Below are 22,148 nucleotides of genomic sequence, written 5' to 3' on the forward strand. Positions count from 1 at the left end.
TATTGTTGCGATTTTTCCTCGGTCGTGCGCTCTATGGGGGCTTCATAAGACACTTTGATGCTATTTCTTTTTTTGGCGCGCTATTTGACGGTTTCCCATGACGCGCTCGCACCTATTTTTCCCCGTACCGCGTCATGGGCTCTTTATCCATGACGCAGTCGCACCTGTTTTTCTCCGTAACGCGTCGTGGGCTCTCTTCCCATGACGCGCTCGCACCTGTTTTTCTTCGTAACGCGTCGTGGGCTCTCTTTCCATGACGCGCTCGCACCTGTTTTTCTCCGTAACGCGTCGTGGGCTCTCTTCCCATGACGCAGTTGCACCTATTTTTCTCCGTAACGCGCCGTGAGCTCTCTTCCCATGACGCGCTCGCACCTGCTTTCCTCCGTAATGCGTCGTGGGCTCTCTTCCCATGACGCACTCGCACCTGTTTTTCTCCGTAACTCGTCATGGGCTCTCTTTCCATGACGCGGTCGGCCCAGTTTTCCCCCGTAATGCGTCGTGGGCTCTCTTCCCATGACGCGCTCGCACCTGATTTTCTCCGTAACTCGTCATGGGCTCTCTTTCCATGACGCGTCGTCTCTAGTTTTTTCTATCCAAGAGCCCCCCCCGAGGTCACTGAACCCAAACAAAAAAAGAGAGAAGCTACCTGAGCTCCTCCCCACTAATTTCATTTTATTAATATGGCACAATCCCCGCTGGATTAATGGCTGAATGGTACGCCCAGCGGCCTTTGTACAGCTCGAAATGCAAGTGCTGGCCACGTGATGCACCAGTGTTGCCCATCGTGCCAATTTGCTGGCCTTTTTTGACAGTCGCACCTACACCAACACCCATGCTGCTCATATGGGCATAAACAGTCGTATAAATTTGACCGTTAATATTGTGCAGGATATAGATGACATTGCCATAGCTGCTTGAAAAGTGGGCAGCATAAACCTCTCCATCGGCAGCCGCCCAAATTGGAACACCGCCGCCACTCTTGGCGATGTCTACACCATAGTGCATTTTTCCGTTACGCATACCGTATGTCGAGGTAATGACGCCAGGCGCTGGTCTCGTGAAGTTCCCGCTGGAAACAGCAGGTGCGTTGGAACCCCCTGAAGAGCCGCCCGAAGAACTGCTTGTCGAAGGCTTCTGAGCCTGTTTTGCCGCCTGTGCAGCCTGTGCCGCTTGCGCTGCCTGAGCAGCCTGTAGTGACCTCTTAATTGCAGCCTCCTGTGCCGCAAGAATATTCTCCTGTTCTTTCATATCCATGGCGACTTCTTGTTCTTCCGCTTCTTGTTCTTCAAGTGAAGCAAGCAGATTATCCTTTTCCGCCCGCTGCGCATTCAATTGCTGATTACTTCTCTCCAAATCGGCAACCATTTTTTCAATGCTCTCAAGGTTTTTCTGTACCTCAGTCTGCTTCGTTTCCAGTTCTCTTTTATCAGCCTCATGCTGCTGTAAAATATCCTGGTCCGCCGCCATAATCGTAGCCACCGCGTTCGCCCGGTCGACGAAATCGCTAAAGCTGGTGGCGCCGAACAGCACATCCAAATAGGAAATCACCCCGCCGGTTTCCTGGTAGCTGCGAATTCGATCCTTTAACAAGACATTGCGCTTTTCAATCCGCTCCTTCAAAACAGCGGATTCTTCCTGAAGCTTAGCAATCTCAGCTTTGGTTTCGGCAATTTTAGCGGTTTTCTCCTTAATCTGCGCTGCAGCTTGATTAATGGCTGCCTCGAGACGCTTTATTTCAGACTCTACACTATTTTGCTGGTTTTGCAGATTGCTAATCTTATCGTTTTGTTTCTTAAGGTCCGACTTAACCCCGGACCGCTCCTTTTGCACTTTGTTCTGCTGATCCTTCAAGCTGGAAATGGAGGCTGCTTCTGTATGTACTGATGCTCCTCCAAAAATGGTTCCTAGTCCAACCGTCGCAGCGGCTGCTAGCGTGATAACTGTTTTTCTCATGCGAAATTTCTCCCCCATTTCCCTATTTAAAAAGTCAGGAAGGAAATGGCCAGCTTCCTTCCTGACTAAAGTTCTTAAACCTTCAAAAACTTCCTTACTGACATCAAGCTGCCCCAAACACCGATAACTGCGCCCATTAACAGCAATATGCCGGAAAGCTGGAACACGAACGGATCAAACGGCAAAATCCTGATAAACGTGCCGGTTAGCCGTGGGCCAATATAATCGTAGGCGCGATAGTAGGCAATCCCAATCAGGACGATTGGCAGAATCGAACCGATGATGCCGAGCCACAGCCCTTCCAGTACAAACGGCCAGCGAATAAAGCCATTGGTTGCCCCTACTAATCTCATAATCTTGATTTCTCTGCGTCTGGCAATAATCGTAATTTTAATTGTATTGGAAATCAGGAAAATAGCCGTGAAGAGTAAGCCAAAGATTAACACGACGCCGACATTACGGCTCGCTTTAATAAAACTAAACAGCTTTTCCACCTTGCCCTGACCATATTTTACTTTTGCGACATAGTCTAATTTTTCCGCTTTTTTGGCGACCTTCATGGTATCCTGTGGCTTTTCCGTCTTGACGATAAAGACGTCGTTCAGCGGGTTATCCTGCTCAAACAGTTTAAACGCCTTGCCTTCTTCGCCCATGCTCTTCACCAAATCTTGCAATTCCTTTTCTTTTGGTGAAAACTTGACGGTTTTTACTTCCGGCATGGCTTCGAGCCTAGATTTCAAGGACCCTTGGTCGTCTTTGGTTGCCGCCACATCGATGTGGACGCGGATTTGCACATCCTGTTCAATCGTTTCAGCGACGCGGTTCAAGTTCATCATGATAACGAAAAAGACACCAACCAAAATTAAGGTAACGGTAACGGCACTGACGGATGCAAATGTCATCCAGCCATTTCTGCCGATGCTCTTTAAACTTTCACGGGCATGACGGCCAATTGTTCTAATTTTCATAACCGTATTCCCCCCTACTCTCATCGCGGACAATTTTTCCGCCTTCAATGGCGATGACCCGATGTCTAATGCTGTTCACAATATCCCTGTTATGGGTGGCCATGATTATCGTTGTGCCCCGGTTATTGATTTCTTCAAAAATTTTCATGATTTCCCAAGTCGTTTCTGGGTCAAGGTTCCCCGTCGGTTCATCGGCAATCACGACCTTCGGCGAGTTCACGATGGAGCGTGCAATCGAAACGCGCTGCTGCTCACCGCCGGAAAGCTCGGTAGGAAGCATTCTTGCTTTATGTTTTAGGCCTACGAGGTCAAGAACCTCCATTACACGTTTCTTGATATATTTTGGATTCGCTTCGATAACCTCTAGCGCGAACGCAACATTTTCATAGACTGTGAGAGTCTGAAGCAATTTGAAGTCTTGGAACACAACACCAAGATTACGGCGGAATAAAGGAACCTTTTTCATTTTAAGCTTGGCCAAATTGACGCCATTCATTGTAATCGTTCCTGATGATGGAACTTCTTCACGGTACATCATTTTTATAAACGTTGATTTTCCGGCACCGCTCGGACCGACGACATAAACAAATTCGCCCTGATTAATCCGGACGTCTATTCCATTGATGGCAGAAACGCCATTCGGGTACTTTTTATATACCTCTTGCATTTCGATCATGTATATCACCCAATTGTTTTTTATTTTAAAGATTAGATTTAAAGATTAGAGTCACATAATTCGACAATATTTGCAACAAAAACACAATATGAAACAAATTGTGCATAATTCCGCATGGCTTTATTATAACATCATCATTCGTCAAAAAAAGCGGTAAAATTATTACAGTTTCTTTTCAATCAATACAAAAACTGCCAATTTCTTCATGAGAGGCTAGTTTTACATAAAGAAAACGGTAGTTAATGTCGATTATTCTTTATAAAAAAAAAACGCCCCGCAAAAATCACGGAGCGTTTTCGTTATTCATTACTTTTTAGCTGCAAGCCATTCAGCCACTTGGTCAGCGTCGTCACCTGTTACAACATTTGGTGGCATGCCGCCCTGGCCATTGTGAATGATATTTAATATTTCATCTTTAGAGTATTTTGAACCAATTTGGGTTAAGTTCGGACCTACTGCACCCTTCAGGTCGCCGCCATGACAGCTGGAGCATTTTTGGTCATAAATCTTTTGGCCGCCGGCAGATGCAGTATCTCCGCCGCCATCTTTATCATCGTTACCGCCGCCGCAAGCAGCAAGGCCCAACACTAAAACGCTTCCTAAGCACAAAGTCATCCATTTTTTCTTCATTTCAACTACGTACCCCCTAATGTAAATAATCCCATCATTAAGATATTATACCAATATTACGCCCGTTTGAAACCCTCTCCTAACACTTCCGCAGCATCCATAACCACGACAAATGCTGATGGGTCAAGGGTTTTCACCAATTGTTTCAATTTTGTGAACTCCGTTTGGTCTACCACACACATTAACACTGGCCGTTCATGGTCGGTAAAACCCCCGTATGCTGATAGTTTTGTCACACCACGGTCGATTTTATTCAAAATTCCTTGGCGGACTTCCTCTTGATTATTCGTAATAATCATCGCCATCTTTGACCGGCCAAAACCAACCTGCACCAAATCAATTGTTTTACTAGTGACGTACAGGCCGATAAGGGCATATAGCGCTTTTTCAATGTCAAACACGAGCGCCGCGGTCAGAACAATTAAACCGTCAATCATCACCACGCATCTGCCAAGTGTGAAACCAGTGTATTTGTTGATGATCTGTGCGGCAAGATCGGTTCCCCCGGTGGATGCCTTTCCGCGAAAAACAATCCCAAGGCCAAGACCAATGCCGATTCCCCCAAACAAAGCGCCAAGCAGGGCATCATTTGTCCACGGCTCCCAATGTTTCGTAAAAAAAACGACAAACGGCAGAAACACTGTTCCAACCAAGGTTTTTACACCGAATTGCTTTCCTAATAAAATAACCCCGGCAATAAACAAGGGAATATTAAAGGCCCACTGGACATAGGCCGGCTCCCAGCCAAGGATCGATTTGGTTATGGTACTAATGCCACTGACGCCGCCCGAGGCGATCTCGTTGGGCAGCAAAAACACATTAAAGGCAATAGCGATAATGGCCGAGCCAATCAGCACCAATATGTAATCAATCGCGATTCCCGCTTTTGGATTTTTGTCCATGATCTTGCTCAAAATATTCATGTATGATTCCCCTCTAAAAAGCTTTATTGGAAAAGGGGCGGAGCGTCGCAAAAGCACTCTGGTTTAGACAAGGTAAGTGCAATATACAATTTTTCGGCTTGAATTTTAGTTTAGCCTGGCTCTGCTCACACCGCCTTATTGGCAAGGTTTGGTACACTTATACCATTGTTCATATGATTATGGTTGGAACTCCGGATTGAATTTCAGTAAAGTACCGAAGAGAGTATAGCATGGGCAAATTTTGGTGTAAATGGCATCGGGTTAACGTGGTGAAGGGGTAAATTTTTATTAGCATTTACTAACTCCTAAATAAAAATAAGCCTTTGCCGATAATCCGACAAAGGCTTATTAGTATTATGAAATTCTTGAACGTAAATAGGCGTTAATAAACTGATCCAAATCCCCGTCCATCACCGCCTGGACGTTGCCAGTCTCAGCTGAGGTACGGTGGTCCTTGACCATGGAGTACGGGTGGAACACATAGGAGCGGATTTGGCTCCCCCAACCGATTTCCTTTTGCTCTCCTCTAATTTCCAGAGCCGCTTTTTCCCTCTCCTCGACTTCCCGCTGATACAGTTTGGCTTTTAACATATTCATTGCCCGTTCGCGGTTTTGAATCTGTGACCGCTCCGTCTGGCAGCTAACGACAATCCCGGAAGGAATATGGGTAATCCGGATGGCCGATTCGGTCTTGTTGACGTGCTGGCCGCCGGCACCGCTGGAACGGTACGTATCAACCCGGAGGTCCTCAGAACGAATCTCGATTTCAATATCCTCATTTAATTCCGGCATGACTTCACACGACACAAATGACGTGTGGCGGCGACCAGAAGAATCAAACGGCGAAATCCGGACGAGACGGTGAACGCCTTTTTCAGCCTTTAAATAACCGTAAGCATTATGCCCCTTAATGGACAGAGTCACGCTTTTGATTCCGGCTTCATCACCAGGTAAGTAATCAAGCGTCTCGACTTTAAAGCCCTTTTTCTCAGCCCAGCGCGTATACATCCTGAGCAGCATCGAGCCCCAGTCCTGGGATTCCGTTCCGCCGGCACCCGGGTGCAACTCGAGGATGGCATTATTTTTATCAAACTCCCCGCTTAAGAGAAGCTGCAATTCAAATTGATTCAAGCGGCTTGTTAACTGCTGGAGCTCTTCCTCAAGCTCAGCCTGCAACTCAGCATCGCTTTCTTCTTTTACAAGCTCATAAGATACTTCCAAGTTTTCATACACTTCATTGAGTCCGTAAAACTCATGAACCTGGTCCTTTAAGGCGTTTGCTTCGTTGATCACAGCTTGAGCCGCATTCTGGTCATCCCAAAAATTTGGCTGCAGCATCGTATCCTCCAGCTCTGCTATGCGTGCCTCCTTATTTTCGAGGTCAAAGAGACCCCCTAAAGTCCGCTAATGTTTTAGCCGTTTTTTCAAGTTCATTCCGAATTTCTGCTAATTCCATCTTCGTCACCTCTATTTGAGAACTATAGTATAGTTTATTCTAAATTCCCTTGATAGTCCTTGTCCATTATAACGTGAAAACCGGAAAAAATTCAAAAATTGGTTGGTTTGGATGTGGCATATGGGTGGGAAATTTGGATATTACCATATTTGCACGCGAAATCAACATTTTTCTCAAAGATATCGACACATTTATTGTGGATATCAACACTTATTCGAAGGATATCGACACATTTTTAATGGTTATCAACACATTTTACGATTATATCAGCAATTTAAAGTCGGCCGAGGTGGGAATTCCACACAAGAACCAAATAATTCTACGTACTTTAGTAGAAATTCTACAAAATGCTGCAACAATTCTACGTACTTTAGCCGGAATTCTACATGATCCCAGAGCAATTCTACATAATCTAGGGGGAATTCTACAAAAGCAGCCTCTTCTTATATTTCCTTCACAAAACATTGCAATGATTCGTGTATTTTCGCATCTCATTCCGTCAAAAATGGTACTATTAAAGAAAAGCGAGTGTTTGCTTTGGATTTGTTGGATGAACTGATTGATACTTATTTAATGAACAATATGGACTATGCCTAAGAATGGCTGGAACTTATAGGAATAGAGATATAAAGGAGCAAAGTGCCATGGAGAAGATGAACCGGAATGCCCCCTGTCCTTGCGGGAGCGGGAAAAAGTATAAAAAATGCTGCGGTGCAAATGAAGCTGTTTCGATTACCCAGTTGCTCGAAAGTGAGATTGATGGACTGCAAAAGCAAATGATACAGTTTGCGTTTACCTACTTTGGAGAAGAGATTGAAGAGGATTTTGCGTTGTTTGAGGAGAACAGTGAAATCCAACTGGACGACGAGCAGGAGCGCGAATTTTTCGAAATGATCCATGGTATTTGGTTCTCGCTGTTCGAGGAACTGGATGATGGAAAAACGATTATGGAGAAATTCATTGCATCTGAGGCTGGAAAAATTAGACGGCCGAAGTTACGGCAAATTTTACAATCGTGGGCGAACCCACGAGCGATTGCCGGGAAGGTAATCAAGAGCGAACACAACAAGCTGACGTTTGAGGATGGTTTTTCGGGAGAGCAGCTGGATGCAATTGTGACAGGCACTCCGGTTGAGCTGGAGGCAAACTCCTTTTTCATGGGGATGATTGTCCCGTTCGAGCAGAATTACGTGTTTTTCCCGACACCGTTTGATTTGCCTGATCTGGGAGCTGAAAATGCCTTTGCCTTCATTGCAGACAGTGCGATGGCGAACGGTTACGACTCTCCTCAAGAGTATGTGACCGACTTTTTTATGGAGGTCATGAGCGATTTGCCGATGGTGGGTGCGCAGGTTGACATTGAAGATCTGAACTGGCCGGCACCGGTTTACAAAGAAGTCGCTGATATTTTAAAAACAAGGCTCGATTCGCTTGATATATTGCCTCCGTTTGTGGATATGGGCGTCGTGCTTTGGTACTCCTATTGCCAGAAAAAGCAGAAGCGGATTCAAAATCCAAATGCCACTGCTGCCGGTTTGCATTATTTGATTTCGAAAATTGCCCCTATGGAAAAAGCTTACACGCAAAAAGAGCTTGCACAAATGTACGGCGTATCGGCCGGGGCCATTTCGTCGAATGCCTCAGATTTGGAAACCACCCTGAGTCAGGAAATTGAGGAGATAATGGGGATGTATTCTGATGAGGACAGACCACCAGCTCAGGTAGGGTCCGTGATTGAGTTTCCGACTAAGCGGAGGATCAGTGAGCCAAGACCGCCTAAGAAGTTGAAGAAAGTATCCCGCCGAGACGAAGAACAGGCCCAAGAATTGATCTTTGAAGCACTGCAGGAAGAAGGCCGGAAACGGTATCAATTGGCGGAACAGGCACTGGAGCTAAATCCATTCTGTGCCGATGCCTATGTGATTCTTGCTGAAGATGTAGAATTCCTTGAGGATGCAGCTGTATTGTATCGGAGAGGGATGGAAGTCGGGATACAAGCACTTGGAAAAGAATTTTTCGAGGAAAATAAAGGCCATTTCTGGGGCTTGATTGAAACTAGGCCATATATGCGTGCCAAGCAACATTATGCCGAGGCGCTTTATCGTTTGGGCGATGTGGATGGCGCGATTGGACAGTATGAGGAAATGATTGTGTTAAACCCGATGGACAACCAGGGTGTGAGGGATTCCTTGTTTGTTGCATACGTGGATAAAGGCGAACTCCAAAAAGCCCGCGGATTAATGGAAAATTATGATGAGGATACTACGCAAAACGCGTATAATCGGCTATTGCTTGAGCTGCTTGAGAACGGATTTACAGTGAAGGCCAAAACATTGCTTAAAGCAGCGAAGCAGATGAACAAGTTTGTTGTTCCATATTTGGTTGGGAAAAAGCGGTTGCCAAAGGTTGAACCTGATTACTACGGGTTTGGAGATGAGAATGAGGCGATTGTTTATGCGGGGATGCATTTAACTGCTTGGAAGAAAATTGACCAACTGGAAAAATGGTTGAAGTAAACGGAAAACGAGAGGCTGCTGGCCTCTCGTTTTATTATGGCAATTTTACAGGTGCATGAGCAGCCTCAATTAGTGATTTGGATTCCCCTCCATGGCAGGATGAACAGCTGGTATCCTTATCTTCAACCAATCGATGCCCTTCAATAATGTTACCTATGGCATTTAATTCTTTAAATTGAGCAATCCTTCCGTACATCTCAATCGAATTATTATGGCATTTCAAACAGAAATCTCTCTCTTCGGATGGAAGCCAAGCACCACTGCTCTTGTTAAAGGTTTGTTCCGTTTTTACGTTTCCAAATTTTTCTCTTAGCAATTTTATATTGTTAGAACCATGAGTATCATGGCATTCCGCACAAGGTATTGCCCCTTTAAGATAACTTCCGTCAAGATTTGGTTGATTTCCTTCAGAAACCAAGAAGTGACCTGAATTAGACTTTATATAATACGACTCGATATTTTTATTTTTTTCCGTGTTATGACACCGTAAGCACAAAGAATAATCCGATATCGTTTTGGTAGTAGGGGTGATAATATTATTGGTCAGAGTGCCTTCAGCGGTTATGGACTTCTTATATGAAAACACCTCTTTTATAACATTAGGATATTTGTTTGTATCATAAATGGAATTGTCTTCATGGCATTCAATACACGATGTTTCCAAACTATCGATTGTTAAAGTATTTAATCCCCTTTCAGGTACTAGCTTCTCATGTTTATATACAAAATGGTCTTTTAGCAAATTGGGATTTTCTTCTGACCAGCCTGTATGCGGATTATGACAAGATGTACATGATTCAGCATTTTTTAATTCATTTATTCCTCCACCTGAGTAATCAGCAGGGTTATTATGGTGGTAAGTCTTATCAATTTGGTCAATCATCGGTGCGTTCATTGTGCCATCATGACAAGCCATGCAATAGTTGGATGAAGGGTCAGCCTGAAGTTCACCTTTGAATCTATCTTTATAGGAAACCCCATTTAAAGTACTATCCGAACCTCCTTCATGTGAACTATGGCAGGCCGCACACATATTTGTATTTGCTAAATAATGTCCATGCGGATTATCAGATTCACTCATTTCACTCTTGGTTGTAAATTTAAAGGTCTTGGTATAAATAGGGTTCTTCACATCATCGAGTAAGTCAGGATCGATATATACCTTATAAGTAGAATTCAACTTCCAATATACTGGATCGTCGGGTGTAAATAAAATTTCATACAAATAATTATTATCATTTTGTTTTCCTAAGTCATTTATTTTTGTTGTCCCGCTTACTTGATTCGCACCAAACATTACAATGATTGGATTATACGGAGCGGAAGTTAAATTTATTTTATTTACAAGATTAGTCATTGGGTAATCATCAGAAACCGTTATTTTAATTTTGGCTTCAAGTGGCACCCTGGTGAAATCCTCTCCGATTAGGAAAGTTTTATCAGGAAGCTCAATTCCCGATTTAGTTATGATTGGTCTTACAGTGTCTAAGGGACCTATGGTAATTGTCACAGATTCTTTATCTATCATCGCTCCAGCATCCGGGATATTCTCCTTGATTTCTATAGAAATATTGTGATTTCCTTCCGTAAGCCTACTAGTAGAAAAAGTCCAAGTTTTATCGGTGCCATTATCAATAATTTCCCATTTATCCCCTTTCAAATTATCACCGACTAAGGAAGAGTCTGAAAAAGCTGTATCATTATCGTACGCAGTAAAAAGAAGCTGCTCCATAGAGACATTGTCATCACTGTAGGTTCCTTGAAAGACAATCTCTTTTGTATGAAGGACTTCATTATTAACTGGAGAATTAATTTTAATTGTTGGCGGATCACCTATAGCAGCATTTACTTGTATTTTCGGAATAGCAAAAACTGATGAACATACCAGTAGAAGAATTAAAAAAGCCGGAAAAACTTTATTAAAATATCCGATGTTTTGTTTCATAGACAGTCAACTCGTTTTCATTTAATTTATGTTAGATAATACGCTAAAATATTTTTCAATAGGGATTATATGTATATTATAGCAGTAAGATAGGGTAGAAATTGGGGCAGAAATAGAGCGATTTATTGACGAAAATGTGAATAAAATTTTGACAAATTTGTGACAATGTGGAATAATGAAATAAAAGCAGGGTAACAAATTATGCTACCCCGCTTTTTACTAATCTAATAAGAACTTTTTTCTTAAGCTAACAAGTAGTGGCGCTATTTGTTGGCTTTTTTATTGTTTTACACCTGGTTGTAATGGGCTGTAATTGCTCCAAGTTGTTTCATCGCTTGCAATCGAGCCGTCATGGCATCCGAAGCATACAGACATACCAGTGTAACGTTTTAATGCAGATGATGGGTTTGGATCTTTCAAATAATCTGTAGCTGCTGCTTTAGCTGCAGTTGCATCTCCAGCATATTTTGCAGGGTCAAATGGTGCACCTGCTACAGTTAATTCTGTAAGTCCTCTATCTAAAGAGTCTTTCATGATTGTTGCATCTGTACCGTGGGCATAGTGACAGCGTACGCAAGTTAATCTATCGGTATCTGTTTGGTGACGGTGTGCAGTCGTGTAGACTCCAGTTTCGTTAGAATAAGTTGCAGATAGGTAGTCAGTATGACAAGACGCACAGAATTTGCTCATTTGAACGCCGCTATCTTTTACGTATGTTGAAGCAGCACTATCAAAGAAGTCATAGTTATTGGATACTTTATCAATAGCTGAACCAATTAGGAATGTTGCACTGTCAATGCTTGCAGCTGTTGTATCACTGTTTTTGCTGTATGCGAAACCGTCTTTCCAAACGAACACAAAGTCTGCGGTTGGTTTTTTAACATCAGCACCAGCTTTTAGCTGTGTATCAACAGCTGGCCGGCCACCGTCAGAACGTATCCATAAGGATGAGTCTTCAATGTACTTTTTACCTTTATAATCCCACTTGTATGTGGAAATGACTACAGAACCCGCTGGAACGGCTGCTCTCTTGAAGAATACGTTTGCATCAACTGCAGCTTGGTCTGCTAATGTTTGTCTTACAAGAATGTAATCTCCAACATTTGATGTAGGAAGAGAAGCTTTTTCATAAATGCTGCGGTTGGTAAACTTCATCCCGCCGTTTGTTTTACCGGAAGTGATTGCATTCTCAGTTTTAATCCAGCCAGCAGGGTCAGCTTTAAGCAAGCGTGTACTGTCAGAGCCGTGTGGATTGTGGCAGCTTGCGCAAGTAAACTCTTCAGCCCATTTGCCTGTGTCAGAATGATTTCCACCTGGTGCTGCTTTAATATCTACTGAGCCATCGGATAAGTGGACAGACATATTGTTTGCATGTGAACCGCCAAATGTACCTGCATTAGTCGGTGCACCAAATACGGAGTTAGCCCCCATTGTACCATCATGGCATGCGGCACAAGTGCTGTATGTTCCATCCCTGAACAACAGGTAGTGGTCTTCACCTGTGTGAGTTTGGTGACAGCTAGCACAGGAGTTGGTGTTGTTTTGATAAGAGCCGTGCATTTTTTGCCCAGATCTTTTTTTGCTTAGACCTTCGAAGCCAGTTTCGTTGGCGTTCATCAGGTTTGTGCTGTGGTCAACCTTACTGGTGTCAATAATGGCATTGCTATAATTGCCAACAAGCACCGATGTACTTGCAACTACAACAGTAGGAGCTGATTTATAAGCAAGTTCAACTGTGTATCTTGCTCCTTCTGTTAATGTTGGAGTTGTATAAGAACCAGTTTTGTCAGCAGCAGTAGTGATGTCTTTAGTTTCTACAACCGCATTAGCTGCATCTCTTAATGTTACAGTAAATTCCGTTCCAGCTGCATCTGTAGATAAACCTTTAAATGCAACATCAAAAACACTTCCATTTTGGACCGCTTCAAAGCCGAATGGGCTCTTCGCAAAAGCGCCAGTTGCCAGAATTCCCACTAGAAATAATGCTAGAACTAGTGAGAAACTGAGTTTTGTCTTACTCATTCCAAAAACCTCCCATGTTTCTCTTTTTTCTCTCTCTTTTTTTATAAGCTTATAAAACTATTACCTTCTTCTTTCGGTGCACCACCTCCTTAAATCATAGTTTCCTAGAAGTAAACTGCCACACGTTGATTAAATGTATCTGTTATAAATAGCTGACTCTTTTCGTCGATAAATAATCCATTTGGCAGGAAGAATTGTTCATTATCTCCGCCTAGGCCGCCAAATTGATAGACTTGTTCTCCCTTTTTATCGAATCCATAGACATAGTGTGTCATGTTATCAATCATAAATAGGGTCCCTTTTGAATCAACAGCAAGGCCTCTCGGGTTAACAAACTTAGAATCTCCTTTGGCATCCTTGTTTCCGTTGATAGCGCGCTCGAATTTTCCCTTTTTATCAAAGATGACTACTCGTTGGTTGCCTGAATCTGCTACATAAATATTTCCATCTCGGTCTATGGTTACTGCATTAGGTGAATTCAATTGATCTTCTTCGCTAGAGGCGGACGCAATCTCCAGGAGCTTTTTCCCCTCTAGATCAAAGACAAAGACTTTTTTACTTTCGATATCTGTAGCATATACCTTATTATCAAATATTCTTAGACCAGCAGGACTTGTTAATAATGTTGTTGCATCATTTTTGTCTCCGAAGTATTTAATGAACTTTCCTTTTTTATCGAAGATTGATATCTTGCCATTATATAAGTCTGCTACATACACATTTCCCTTTTTATCACCAGAAATTCCATAAGGAAATTTAAATTCCCCTTGGCCTTCCCCTTCTTTACCAAACTTAAATATTGGGGTGCCTGATGTATCAAATACTTGAACCTGTTTATTATTTGTATCCGTTACGTAAACATATTCTCCAATTTTCGAAACATCCATTGGTTTATCTAAGGGTGTTTTAAAATCTCCTTGAATAAAATAACTGAAATGTGGCGGGCCGCCTTTTACCGTATTTGCTACTTTATCTACATCATTTCCTAAATTTAAAAAGTAAATGACCGCAAAGAGAACAACGGATAATCCGGCAATGGTGCCCATCAATTTATAAACGGTTTTTCTTTTCAAAGGGTCCAACTCCTTTTATCCCAGGTTTATTCTTTGGATGATAGTCGATCGAGTGCTTTTAGCGCAGGTTTATAAAGTGGATCATAGGCCAGTGCATCTTTAAAGATTGCCTCTGCTTCTTTTTTCTTCCCCTGGTCCTCAGCAACTAGACCAATCTCATAAATTGTATCGGTGTTCCCCTGATTTAATCGATCGGCCTCATTCAAGGCTTTATTTGCTTCATCGTACATTTTTAATTTTCGATAACTTCTTCCTTTTAACAGATGGCCTTTATAGTCTTTCGGAGAAATTTCGGTTGCTTTTATTGCATTTTGCAAGGCTGCATCCTGGTCTCCTTTTATATCGTAGACAATGCTTAAATTTAAATAGGCATCAAAGTAATTTTTATCTAGTGATTTTGCAATTTTATATTCTTTAATGGCTTCATCGTAATCTTTTGCTAGAAAATATGAATAGCCTAACTGAACTCGGTTTTTAGGATCATTGGGACTTTTATTAACTTCAGCTTTGTAAAATTTGATTTGCTCAGCAATTTTTTCAGTATCGGTATCCGGCCATAAATATTTTTCACTGATAAAATACCCAGCTACCAAGCAAATGGCTAAAGTCCCAACCAATAGAAGCGTTGATTGCCACCAAGTGAATCGATCCTTCGACTTTTTTTCACTTCTTTTCTCAGGTTCTTTTGTTTGAAGATTTTCCTCCGTTTGCATACGAACCCTCCTACTCTTCCTTATGACATGATGAACATTTTTTTTCATTGTGGCACTGGTAACATGTCTTTGATACCTGGACATTTTGAGGTAATTTAATTGGATGTGTTTCTCTCCACTCTTTACCATCATGACTGCTAGGATGACAGCTACTACATGTGACATTTGAAGTTTTATTCTTTCCGGTCTTTTGATAATCATGGCAGGTTAAACAGGTTTGTTCGTTTTTGTTTGCTTCGATTCCATGATTGCTGATAAAACCTTTGTTATGGCTTGCCGGACGTTGTAAATGACATTTCTGACAATACGTATTTTCTTTTGCGTAATCCTGATGACTTACCTTTTTCGTTTCGATCTTTTCGTTGTTTAAAAATTTTGTGTAGGCTGGCTTATCGTTAAATAACGTAATATCGCCATCAGACATATATTGATGACATTCATTACATTTGGTAATTTCCTTTTCGGCTAGATTACCGTGCGTCTCCAGTTTAAAATCCTCTTTTTTGTGTGTTTTAGGATACATCTCTGATGTATGACATGCTTTACACTCTGTGGTAACTTGACGTGCTCTATGACATTCCATACAAGTATCCATTTTAGGACTAGTAAACTTTTTATCACTCATCATTGATTTTCCGAGCTGTTCATCCCATTTTCCATAGTCTGATTTAAATGTCACTTTACGTTCAGCAATTTTACCGTGGGCAACGCCGCTATGACATTGTGTACACTTGATATCCTTATCCATGTGTTTATCATGGGGAATAATTAGGTCGCCTGAAGCTGTTACGTCCCGCGTTTTCATATTATGGCAGGATTCGCAGGCCGAGTTCGGTATGTCCTTTGGCATCTGAATTGGAGCAGTGTAGGTGTCTGTTGTTTTTTTATATAGTTCAACTACCCCTTCAACCTTAGCCTTTGCTAGATTTTTAGCCCCAGGCTCAACATGACAGCTTATACATTCGACTTCACTGTGCGTGGAGACTTTCCACGTATAGTACTCCGGCTTGATTTCATGGCATGATGAGCAAAATTCCGAACTGGAGGTGGCTTTTAGCCCTAAACCGCCTAAGGCAAAGAATAAGGCTAAAAACAGCACCGTTAACGTTCCAATTTTAAATAGTTTATAGCGAAATTTGGGAGGGGCCAGCAGCTCGTTATGTTCTTCTTCCATACATGAGTCCCTCCTTTTCAATAATAATTAATTCTGAGTGTCATCCTTGAAGCCTGTTCTGTGGCAGTATTGGCAGTATACATCTGTTGGCGCTTTAATCTCATCAGCTGCACCAGTTGGTTTGTCGCGGTCATGGCACACGAAACATTCAGCCTTTTGTTCCGCTGTTGCACCATTTTGGGCGTGACCTGTCAGCCAATTATTGCTCTTATCATGACTTGGCGGACGGTCAGAGTGACAAGCACTACAGAACTTGTTGATTCGGGATTCATCTTTTACAAGCGTCATGTTTGCGGTATATTTACCCGTTTCTTGTTTTGCTTCTTTCATTTTTAGTAATGTCATAAGGTCTTCTTTAGGGATATCTCTAATCCACTTAGAATCCTGGTGGCAATCCATACATTTATCTAGTTTTTGAATGGCTGTGCTTCCGTGTGACTGGTTCCATCCCTCAGTCTTGTGATCCTTTGGAACTTGAACTTTTTTATGACAGGTTTCACATGCCATTGAGAGTTTAACGTCTTTCTGCTGTTTGCCGATTGCTTGTAAAATCAGGTCTTGTGTTTTCTGGTCATGAGCAGTTGCTGCTTCTTCGGCATTTTCGCCCTCTTTTGCAGGTTCAGTAGAAGTCTTTTTCGCATTTTCATCAAGCTTTTTCTCGACATGTTCCGGATTTGGCGGAACAAGATAAGAAACGTCTTTCCAAGGCTTCTCGCCGTTGTTTACTTTGTCGTGGCAATCGATACAGGTTCCCATATTCGGAGCCATGTATTTCTTTTCCATGATTTTTTGTGCGGTTTCTTCAGTGTAATGACCACGAACTTCTTCAGTGTTAATGCCGCGGGCAACGATTTTTGCGTGTACAACCCCCGCGTGACAACTGATACACGGTACGCCTTCTTCAATATGTCCTTTGTGGTTTACCTTTAGGTCGCCAGATGCGGTAACCAGACGGTTTTTCGAGTGACATTGCAAACAGTTTTCATTGGAAATTGCTTCGCTCTCAGTTTGCACGATTTGCTCAGGTACACCAGTTACATGGTAGTATACTTCCTTAAGCGACTTCATCTTGTGAGTCAGCATGTTGACTGCACCCGGTTTGATATGGCACTGCACACACGTAATGTTGTTGTGGGCACTGGCTGTAAAAGTTGAATATTCCGGTGCCATTTCGTGACAGCTTGAGCAGAATGTAGGAGAGTTAGTAAATTGGATTACTCCCCATCCTCCGCCGCCAACCACAATCAGTCCAATTAATGAAACAAACATGACTTTCCAGCGGGTGACCGGATCCTTCCAATCTATGTTTCTGACTTTTTGCCAGAGTTTACGGAATAAGCCAACTTTCTTTTTGTCTTCTCTCGACTCGGGATCGGTCTCTTTTTTCTTTTTCCCCCAAATAGCCACTTTCCTCACCCTTCCCATACTTTATTGGTTCTCTATTTATTTTCCATAGTTACCTCTCTAAAGTTAGTATCTAACATTGCGGGGGTATAATCCAATGTACAATTTGTGAATATTTTTTCAAGGAAGTCACTTAGGTGTTTTTACCTAAAAACAACATAACAATGTTGCTATTAAAGGGTTCTATTAACACTGTTTCAATAGTAATAAAGTGCGCGTGAATTTATAATTATACATAAAAACTGCCTATTTATTCACCCGACGAAGGGTTTTCCGAGGTGCTTGCAGTGTGTTGGTGAATTTGACATAAATTGTCACTTTACTGTCAAATTTGACAATAAATCGAATATGTTAGTGGTGTCTATTGTCAATTTTTCCTGCGGTAGGAACATTGTTGTCACTACACCGCTTAAAATGGTAAGATGAAGTGTGTATATTAATTGCAATTTTTCAAGAAAAGGTTTTAGGACTCTGGATATAAAGGAGCGTTTATCACATAATGGGGATCTTAGATAAAGTCTTTGATTTGAACAAACGCGAGCTGAAACGGTTGGATAAGCTGGCAAATAAAATTGACGCGATTGCCACCGAAACGGAGCGAATGACGGACGAGCAGTTGCGCGAAAAAACGGCAGAATTCAAGGCCCGCTATCAAAAAGGTGAAACACTTGATGACTTATTAGTAGAAGCGTTTGCTGTCGTTCGTGAGGGTGCCCGCCGCGTGCTTGGCCTGTATCCATACCATGTTCAGCTGATGGGCGGTATTTCTCTTCATGAGGGGAATATTTCCGAGATGAAGACCGGTGAAGGTAAAACATTGACCGCAACAATGCCGGTTTACTTAAATGCACTGTCCGGAAAAGGCGTGCATGTTGTAACCGTCAACGAATATCTCGCAAGCCGTGACGCTACAGAGATGGGCCAGTTGTATGAGTTCCTTGGGCTTACAGTCGGCTTGAACTTAAACAGCATGGATAAGGACGAAAAACAAGCTGCTTATGCTTGCGATATTACCTATGGTACAAACAATGAATTTGGTTTTGACTATCTACGCGATAACATGGTGCTTTACAAGGAACAAAAGGTACAGCGCCCGCTTTTTTATGCCGTCATTGACGAGGTCGACTCGATTCTGATTGACGAAGCGCGGACACCGTTAATTATTTCCGGCTCGGCGCAGAAATCTACGATTCTGTATATGCAGGCGAATGCGTTCGTCCGGACGCTGACAAGGGACGTTGACTATACGTACGATGAAAAAACCAAGGCCGTTATGCTCACCGAAGAAGGCATCAGCAAGGCCGAGAAGGCATTCGGCATTGAAAACCTGTTTGATATGAAACATGTAACGTTGAACCATCACATTAACCAAGCACTTAAGGCAAACGTGACGATGCACCTTGATGTCGATTATGTCGTCCAGGACGGCGAGATTGTCATCGTTGACCAGTTCACCGGCCGTTTGATGAAGGGCCGTCGCTATTCAGAAGGACTGCACCAGGCGATTGAGGCCAAGGAAGGCGTCGAAATTCAAAACGAAAGCCAGACGATGGCGACCATTACGTTCCAGAACTACTTCCGGATGTATGAAAAATTGGCCGGGATGACTGGTACGGCGAAAACGGAAGAAGAGGAATTCCGCAACATTTATAATATGAACGTTGTCGTGATTCCGACGAACCGCCCGATCATCCGTGATGACCGCGCCGATTTGATTTATTCAACGATGGAAGGCAAATTCCGTGCGGTGGTTGAGGATATCGCCGAGCGTAATGCGAAGGGGCAGCCAGTGCTCGTTGGTACGGTGGCGATTGAAACGTCTGAATTGATTTCCCGAATGCTTTTGAAAAAAGGCGTTCGCCATAATGTCTTGAATGCGAAGAACCATGCGCGCGAGGCAGAGATTATCTTGGAAGCAGGTCAGTCTGGTGCGGTCACGATTGCGACGAACATGGCCGGCCGTGGTACTGACATTAAGCTTGGCGAGGGTGTTATTGATCTTGGCGGTCTTGCTGTTATCGGTACCGAGCGCCACGAGAGCCGACGCATTGATAACCAGTTGCGTGGACGTTCCGGTCGTCAAGGTGACCCGGGTGTGACCCAGTTCTACTTGTCAATGGAAGATGAACTAATGCGCCGCTTCGGTTCCGACAATATGAAAGCAATGATGCAAAAACTTGGCATGGATGATACACAGCCGATTCAGTCGAAAATGGTTTCTCGTGCCGTTGAGTCTGCTCAGAAACGCGTTGAGGGCAACAACTTCGATGCCCGGAAACAACTGTTGCAGTATGACGATGTTCTTCGCCAGCAGCGCGAGATTATTTACAAGCAGCGTGATGAGGTAATGGACTCCGAGAACCTCCGCGATATTGTCCAAAACATGATTTTAAGTTCTGTGCAGCGACATGTCGGGGCCCTCGCTCCTGCCCATTTGGATGAGGAAGAATGGAACTTGCAGGGCATCGTTGATTACGTTCATGCGAACTTGCTGCCTGAAGGCGATGTGACGCTTGATTCACTGCGCGGCAAAGATACGGATGAAATCGTTGATTTGGTTATGTCAAAGGTGAAAGAGCGTTACGAGGAGAAGGAGCAGATTCTGTATCCAGAGCAAATGCGCGAATTCGAAAAAGTGGTTACACTGCGCGCTGTCGACTCCAAGTGGATCGACCACATCGACGCGATGGATCAGCTTCGTCAAGGTATTCACTTGCGCGCTTACGGACAAATCGATCCGCTGCGCGAATACCAGCATGAAGGTCTGGCAATGTTCGAGGCAATGATTGAGTCGATTGAGGACGAAACTGCGATGTACATCATGAAGGCAGAAATCCGCAACAACCTTGAGCGCCAAGAAGTAGCCAAGGGTCAGGCCGTCAATCCGAAGGAAGACGGAGAGGCAGTAAAGAAGCAACCGAAGGTTAACAAGGTCAACGTGGGCCGCAACGATCCGTGTCCGTGCGGAAGCGGGAAGAAGTATAAAAACTGCTGCGGGGCGTTGAAGTAATTTTTCAGGAAATAGTGTTGTTATGAAGGCCGGCGATTTGGTGATCGCTGGCTCTTTTTGTATAAAATGATAAGTTTTAATTGGAATTGGTAATAGAGAAAACTGCTTTGGCGAATATATATTGAAATTCGGCGAATAACTCGTAGAATTTGGCGAATTTCATGCTAACTTTGGCGAATATCCAGTCAAATTCGGCGAATACTTGACCAAGTTTGGCGAATATCAAAACTACAAGGATATTCCAACATAATAAGATACGATTTACATAAAAAAAAGCCAGGCACGCAGCCTGACTTAGGTAAATCCTTTTAGTTATTCCCTTTTCCGTTCCCTTTTCCACCTTGGTTACCTTGGTTGCCTTGGTTGCCATGGCTACCTTTAGCGGCGCCGTTTTTCTTTTCACCGGCTTGCGCTTTCTTTTGCTCGGCTTTTGCTTGATTTCCCACCGCTTTAGCCTGCTTTTCAACTGTATTGGCGGCGGCTTTAGCTTGCTTGTCTGGAGCTTTATCGGCAGCAGTATTGTCAGCTACCTGTTCCGTTTCAACAGCTTCGGCTGGTACTGCTTCGCCAGTTGTAGTTGTGGTTTCTTCAACTCTTGTTGTCTCTTCTGCCTCAGCAGCTTTTTCCTTCTTAACCTTACCTAAGGCTTTGCCTTTTTTGACCTTTTCGAAAACGGCTGCGTCATCTGAAATTTGCCCGTCTTCAACCTTTTCTTCCGTTTGCTTTACTTTTTCAGCAAACTTCGCATCCTTCGCTTCAAGTTTTGCTAACTTTTTGTCTAGCTTTTGAAATGATTTTTGCAGATTTTTCATAATTGCCTGCTGGGCTGTTTCATTTTTGACATTGCCAAGAGCATTTAATAGACCATTTACGTTACTCAAAAGCTTGACCTCGGCAGTACCATCAGTTTCAGTGCCTTCTGCTTCAGTTGCTTCATCGGAATCAGCTAACTGGTCGCTTGCAAGCTCTTGAGTTGCAATCGCCGTTTTTAAAAGCTCGGCAGCCTTTTCGGTATTGCCATCAGCTAGCAGAGCTTTTGATTCCGCAATCCGCTCGGCAGCGAACTCCGCCAGAAGCTTGGCTTCTTTATAATCATCAAAAGTGACCGCAAGACGGATTTTTTCAGCCATGATTTTTACAAAATAGAAGAAATCACCCGGTACGAGAGATGGAGCCTTTTCTTCGTCTACTGTAGTAGTTTCATCCTCAGTAGCTGTTTCGTCCTGGACTGCTTGGTCTTCTTCTGTCGCGCTTTGATCTTGGGTCGCTTGGTCTTCGTCGACCGCAGTTTCATCGGTTACAGTGCCAGCATCGGCAGTTGCTTCGTCAGCTCCGGTTTCCTCAGTGGTTGCTTCTGCGTCAGTATCGAACGTTGTTTCCTCAGTGACCGTTTCACTTTGCACTACAGTGGTGCCTGTAACTTCTGTCTCGGTGGCTGCCGTTCCATCTCCCTCTGCGAAAGCCGCACCTGCCCCTACAGAAAAAATCAGTGTCGATGCCAATAAGCTGCTGATTACTAAATTTGTTAGTTTCTTTCCGTTCATGTCGCCATTTGCCTCCTTAGGGTTCTATTACAAAATTACGGCCCCACAAAAATCTTTCTGTGGGTTATTAAAAAATTTTTATCTGGAAAACAAATGAAATGGCCATCCCGTCTCAAATATTTGAAAAACCCTCCAATAACG

General features: G+C 43.2%; 15 protein-coding genes. 2 read left to right on the top strand and 13 right to left on the bottom strand.

The genetic code is table 11. The annotated features are described in order from the left end of the window. Positions 1–675 precede the first annotated feature (675 nt). From AR334_RS18580 to prfB, 6 genes are all read right to left on the bottom strand, one after another. Positions 676–1,953 (bottom strand): murein hydrolase activator EnvC, encoded by a 1,278-nt coding sequence (locus AR334_RS18580; protein ID WP_066315391.1) that lies wholly within the window; start codon positions 1,951–1,953, stop codon positions 676–678. Between the two features lie 74 nt (positions 1,954–2,027). Then, on the bottom strand, positions 2,028–2,921 hold the full coding sequence (gene ftsX, locus AR334_RS18585; RefSeq protein WP_066315000.1) for a permease-like cell division protein FtsX: 894 nt from the start codon (positions 2,919–2,921) through the stop codon (positions 2,028–2,030). Beyond that, positions 2,911–3,597: a cell division ATP-binding protein FtsE gene (gene ftsE, locus AR334_RS18590; protein ID WP_066315011.1), complete on the bottom strand. Its 687-nt coding sequence runs from the start codon at positions 3,595–3,597 to the stop codon at positions 2,911–2,913. Before ftsE ends, ftsX begins: the two co-directional genes overlap by 11 nt. 306 nt (positions 3,598–3,903) lie before the next feature. After that, positions 3,904–4,227 carry a cytochrome c551 gene (gene cccB / locus AR334_RS18595; protein ID WP_066315020.1) on the bottom strand — a complete coding sequence of 108 codons (324 nt, stop codon included), beginning with the start codon at positions 4,225–4,227 and terminating at the stop codon, positions 3,904–3,906. 56 nt (positions 4,228–4,283) lie between these two features. Continuing rightward, positions 4,284–5,150: a YitT family protein gene (locus tag AR334_RS18600; RefSeq protein ID WP_066315022.1), complete on the bottom strand. Its 867-nt coding sequence runs from the start codon at positions 5,148–5,150 to the stop codon at positions 4,284–4,286. Between the two features lie 354 nt (positions 5,151–5,504). Beyond that, positions 5,505–6,606 (bottom strand): peptide chain release factor 2 gene (prfB, locus tag AR334_RS18605; protein ID WP_156431312.1). Its coding sequence is split into 2 segments (ribosomal slippage): positions 5,505–6,533 and positions 6,535–6,606, totalling 1,101 coding nucleotides; the frame shifts between segments, so codons are not numbered across the junction. A gap of 644 nt (positions 6,607–7,250) precedes the next feature. On the opposite strand from prfB, the gene AR334_RS18615 reads away from it, so the two are divergent. Next, the gene (locus tag AR334_RS18615; RefSeq protein WP_066315034.1) at positions 7,251–9,122 is read left to right on the top strand and encodes a YecA family protein; all 1,872 of its coding nucleotides are present in this window, start codon (positions 7,251–7,253) and stop codon (positions 9,120–9,122) included. Positions 9,123–9,156: 34 nt separating this feature from the next. On the opposite strand, the gene AR334_RS18620 is transcribed toward AR334_RS18615, so the two are convergent. From AR334_RS18620 to AR334_RS18645, 6 genes are all read right to left on the bottom strand, one after another. Further along, positions 9,157–11,067, bottom strand: coding sequence for a cytochrome c3 family protein (locus AR334_RS18620; protein WP_066315037.1), 1,911 nt, complete (start codon positions 11,065–11,067; stop codon positions 9,157–9,159). 279 nt (positions 11,068–11,346) lie between these two features. Then, positions 11,347–13,089 (bottom strand): cytochrome c3 family protein, encoded by a 1,743-nt coding sequence (locus AR334_RS18625; protein WP_066315039.1) that lies wholly within the window; start codon positions 13,087–13,089, stop codon positions 11,347–11,349. A 104-nt stretch (positions 13,090–13,193) separates the two neighbouring features. Beyond that, positions 13,194–14,162, bottom strand: coding sequence for a 6-bladed beta-propeller (locus AR334_RS18630; RefSeq protein WP_066315043.1), 969 nt, complete (start codon positions 14,160–14,162; stop codon positions 13,194–13,196). A 26-nt stretch (positions 14,163–14,188) separates the two neighbouring features. Beyond that, a complete protein-coding gene (locus AR334_RS18635; RefSeq protein ID WP_066315046.1) occupies positions 14,189–14,875 on the bottom strand; it encodes a lipopolysaccharide assembly protein LapB in 687 nt (228 codons plus the stop codon). A gap of 10 nt (positions 14,876–14,885) precedes the next feature. Beyond that, positions 14,886–16,049 (bottom strand): NapC/NirT family cytochrome c, encoded by a 1,164-nt coding sequence (locus AR334_RS18640; RefSeq protein ID WP_066315049.1) that lies wholly within the window; start codon positions 16,047–16,049, stop codon positions 14,886–14,888. 27 nt (positions 16,050–16,076) lie between these two features. Then, on the bottom strand, positions 16,077–17,456 hold the full coding sequence (locus AR334_RS18645) for a NapC/NirT family cytochrome c (RefSeq protein ID WP_066315057.1): 1,380 nt from the start codon (positions 17,454–17,456) through the stop codon (positions 16,077–16,079). Between the two features lie 493 nt (positions 17,457–17,949). Here AR334_RS18645 and secA point away from each other — a divergent pair, with 493 nt between their 5' ends. Then, the gene (gene secA / locus AR334_RS18650) at positions 17,950–20,463 is read left to right on the top strand and encodes a preprotein translocase subunit SecA (RefSeq protein WP_066315067.1); all 2,514 of its coding nucleotides are present in this window, start codon (positions 17,950–17,952) and stop codon (positions 20,461–20,463) included. Between the two features lie 308 nt (positions 20,464–20,771). On the opposite strand, the gene AR334_RS18660 is transcribed toward secA, so the two are convergent. Then, on the bottom strand, positions 20,772–22,007 hold the full coding sequence (locus tag AR334_RS18660) for a DUF5667 domain-containing protein (RefSeq protein WP_066315076.1): 1,236 nt from the start codon (positions 22,005–22,007) through the stop codon (positions 20,772–20,774). Between the last annotated feature and the right edge of the window lie 141 nt (positions 22,008–22,148).

The organism is Bacillus sp. FJAT-29814, from assembly GCF_001510715.1.
Classification (GTDB): domain Bacteria; phylum Bacillota; class Bacilli; order Bacillales; family Cytobacillaceae; genus Neobacillus.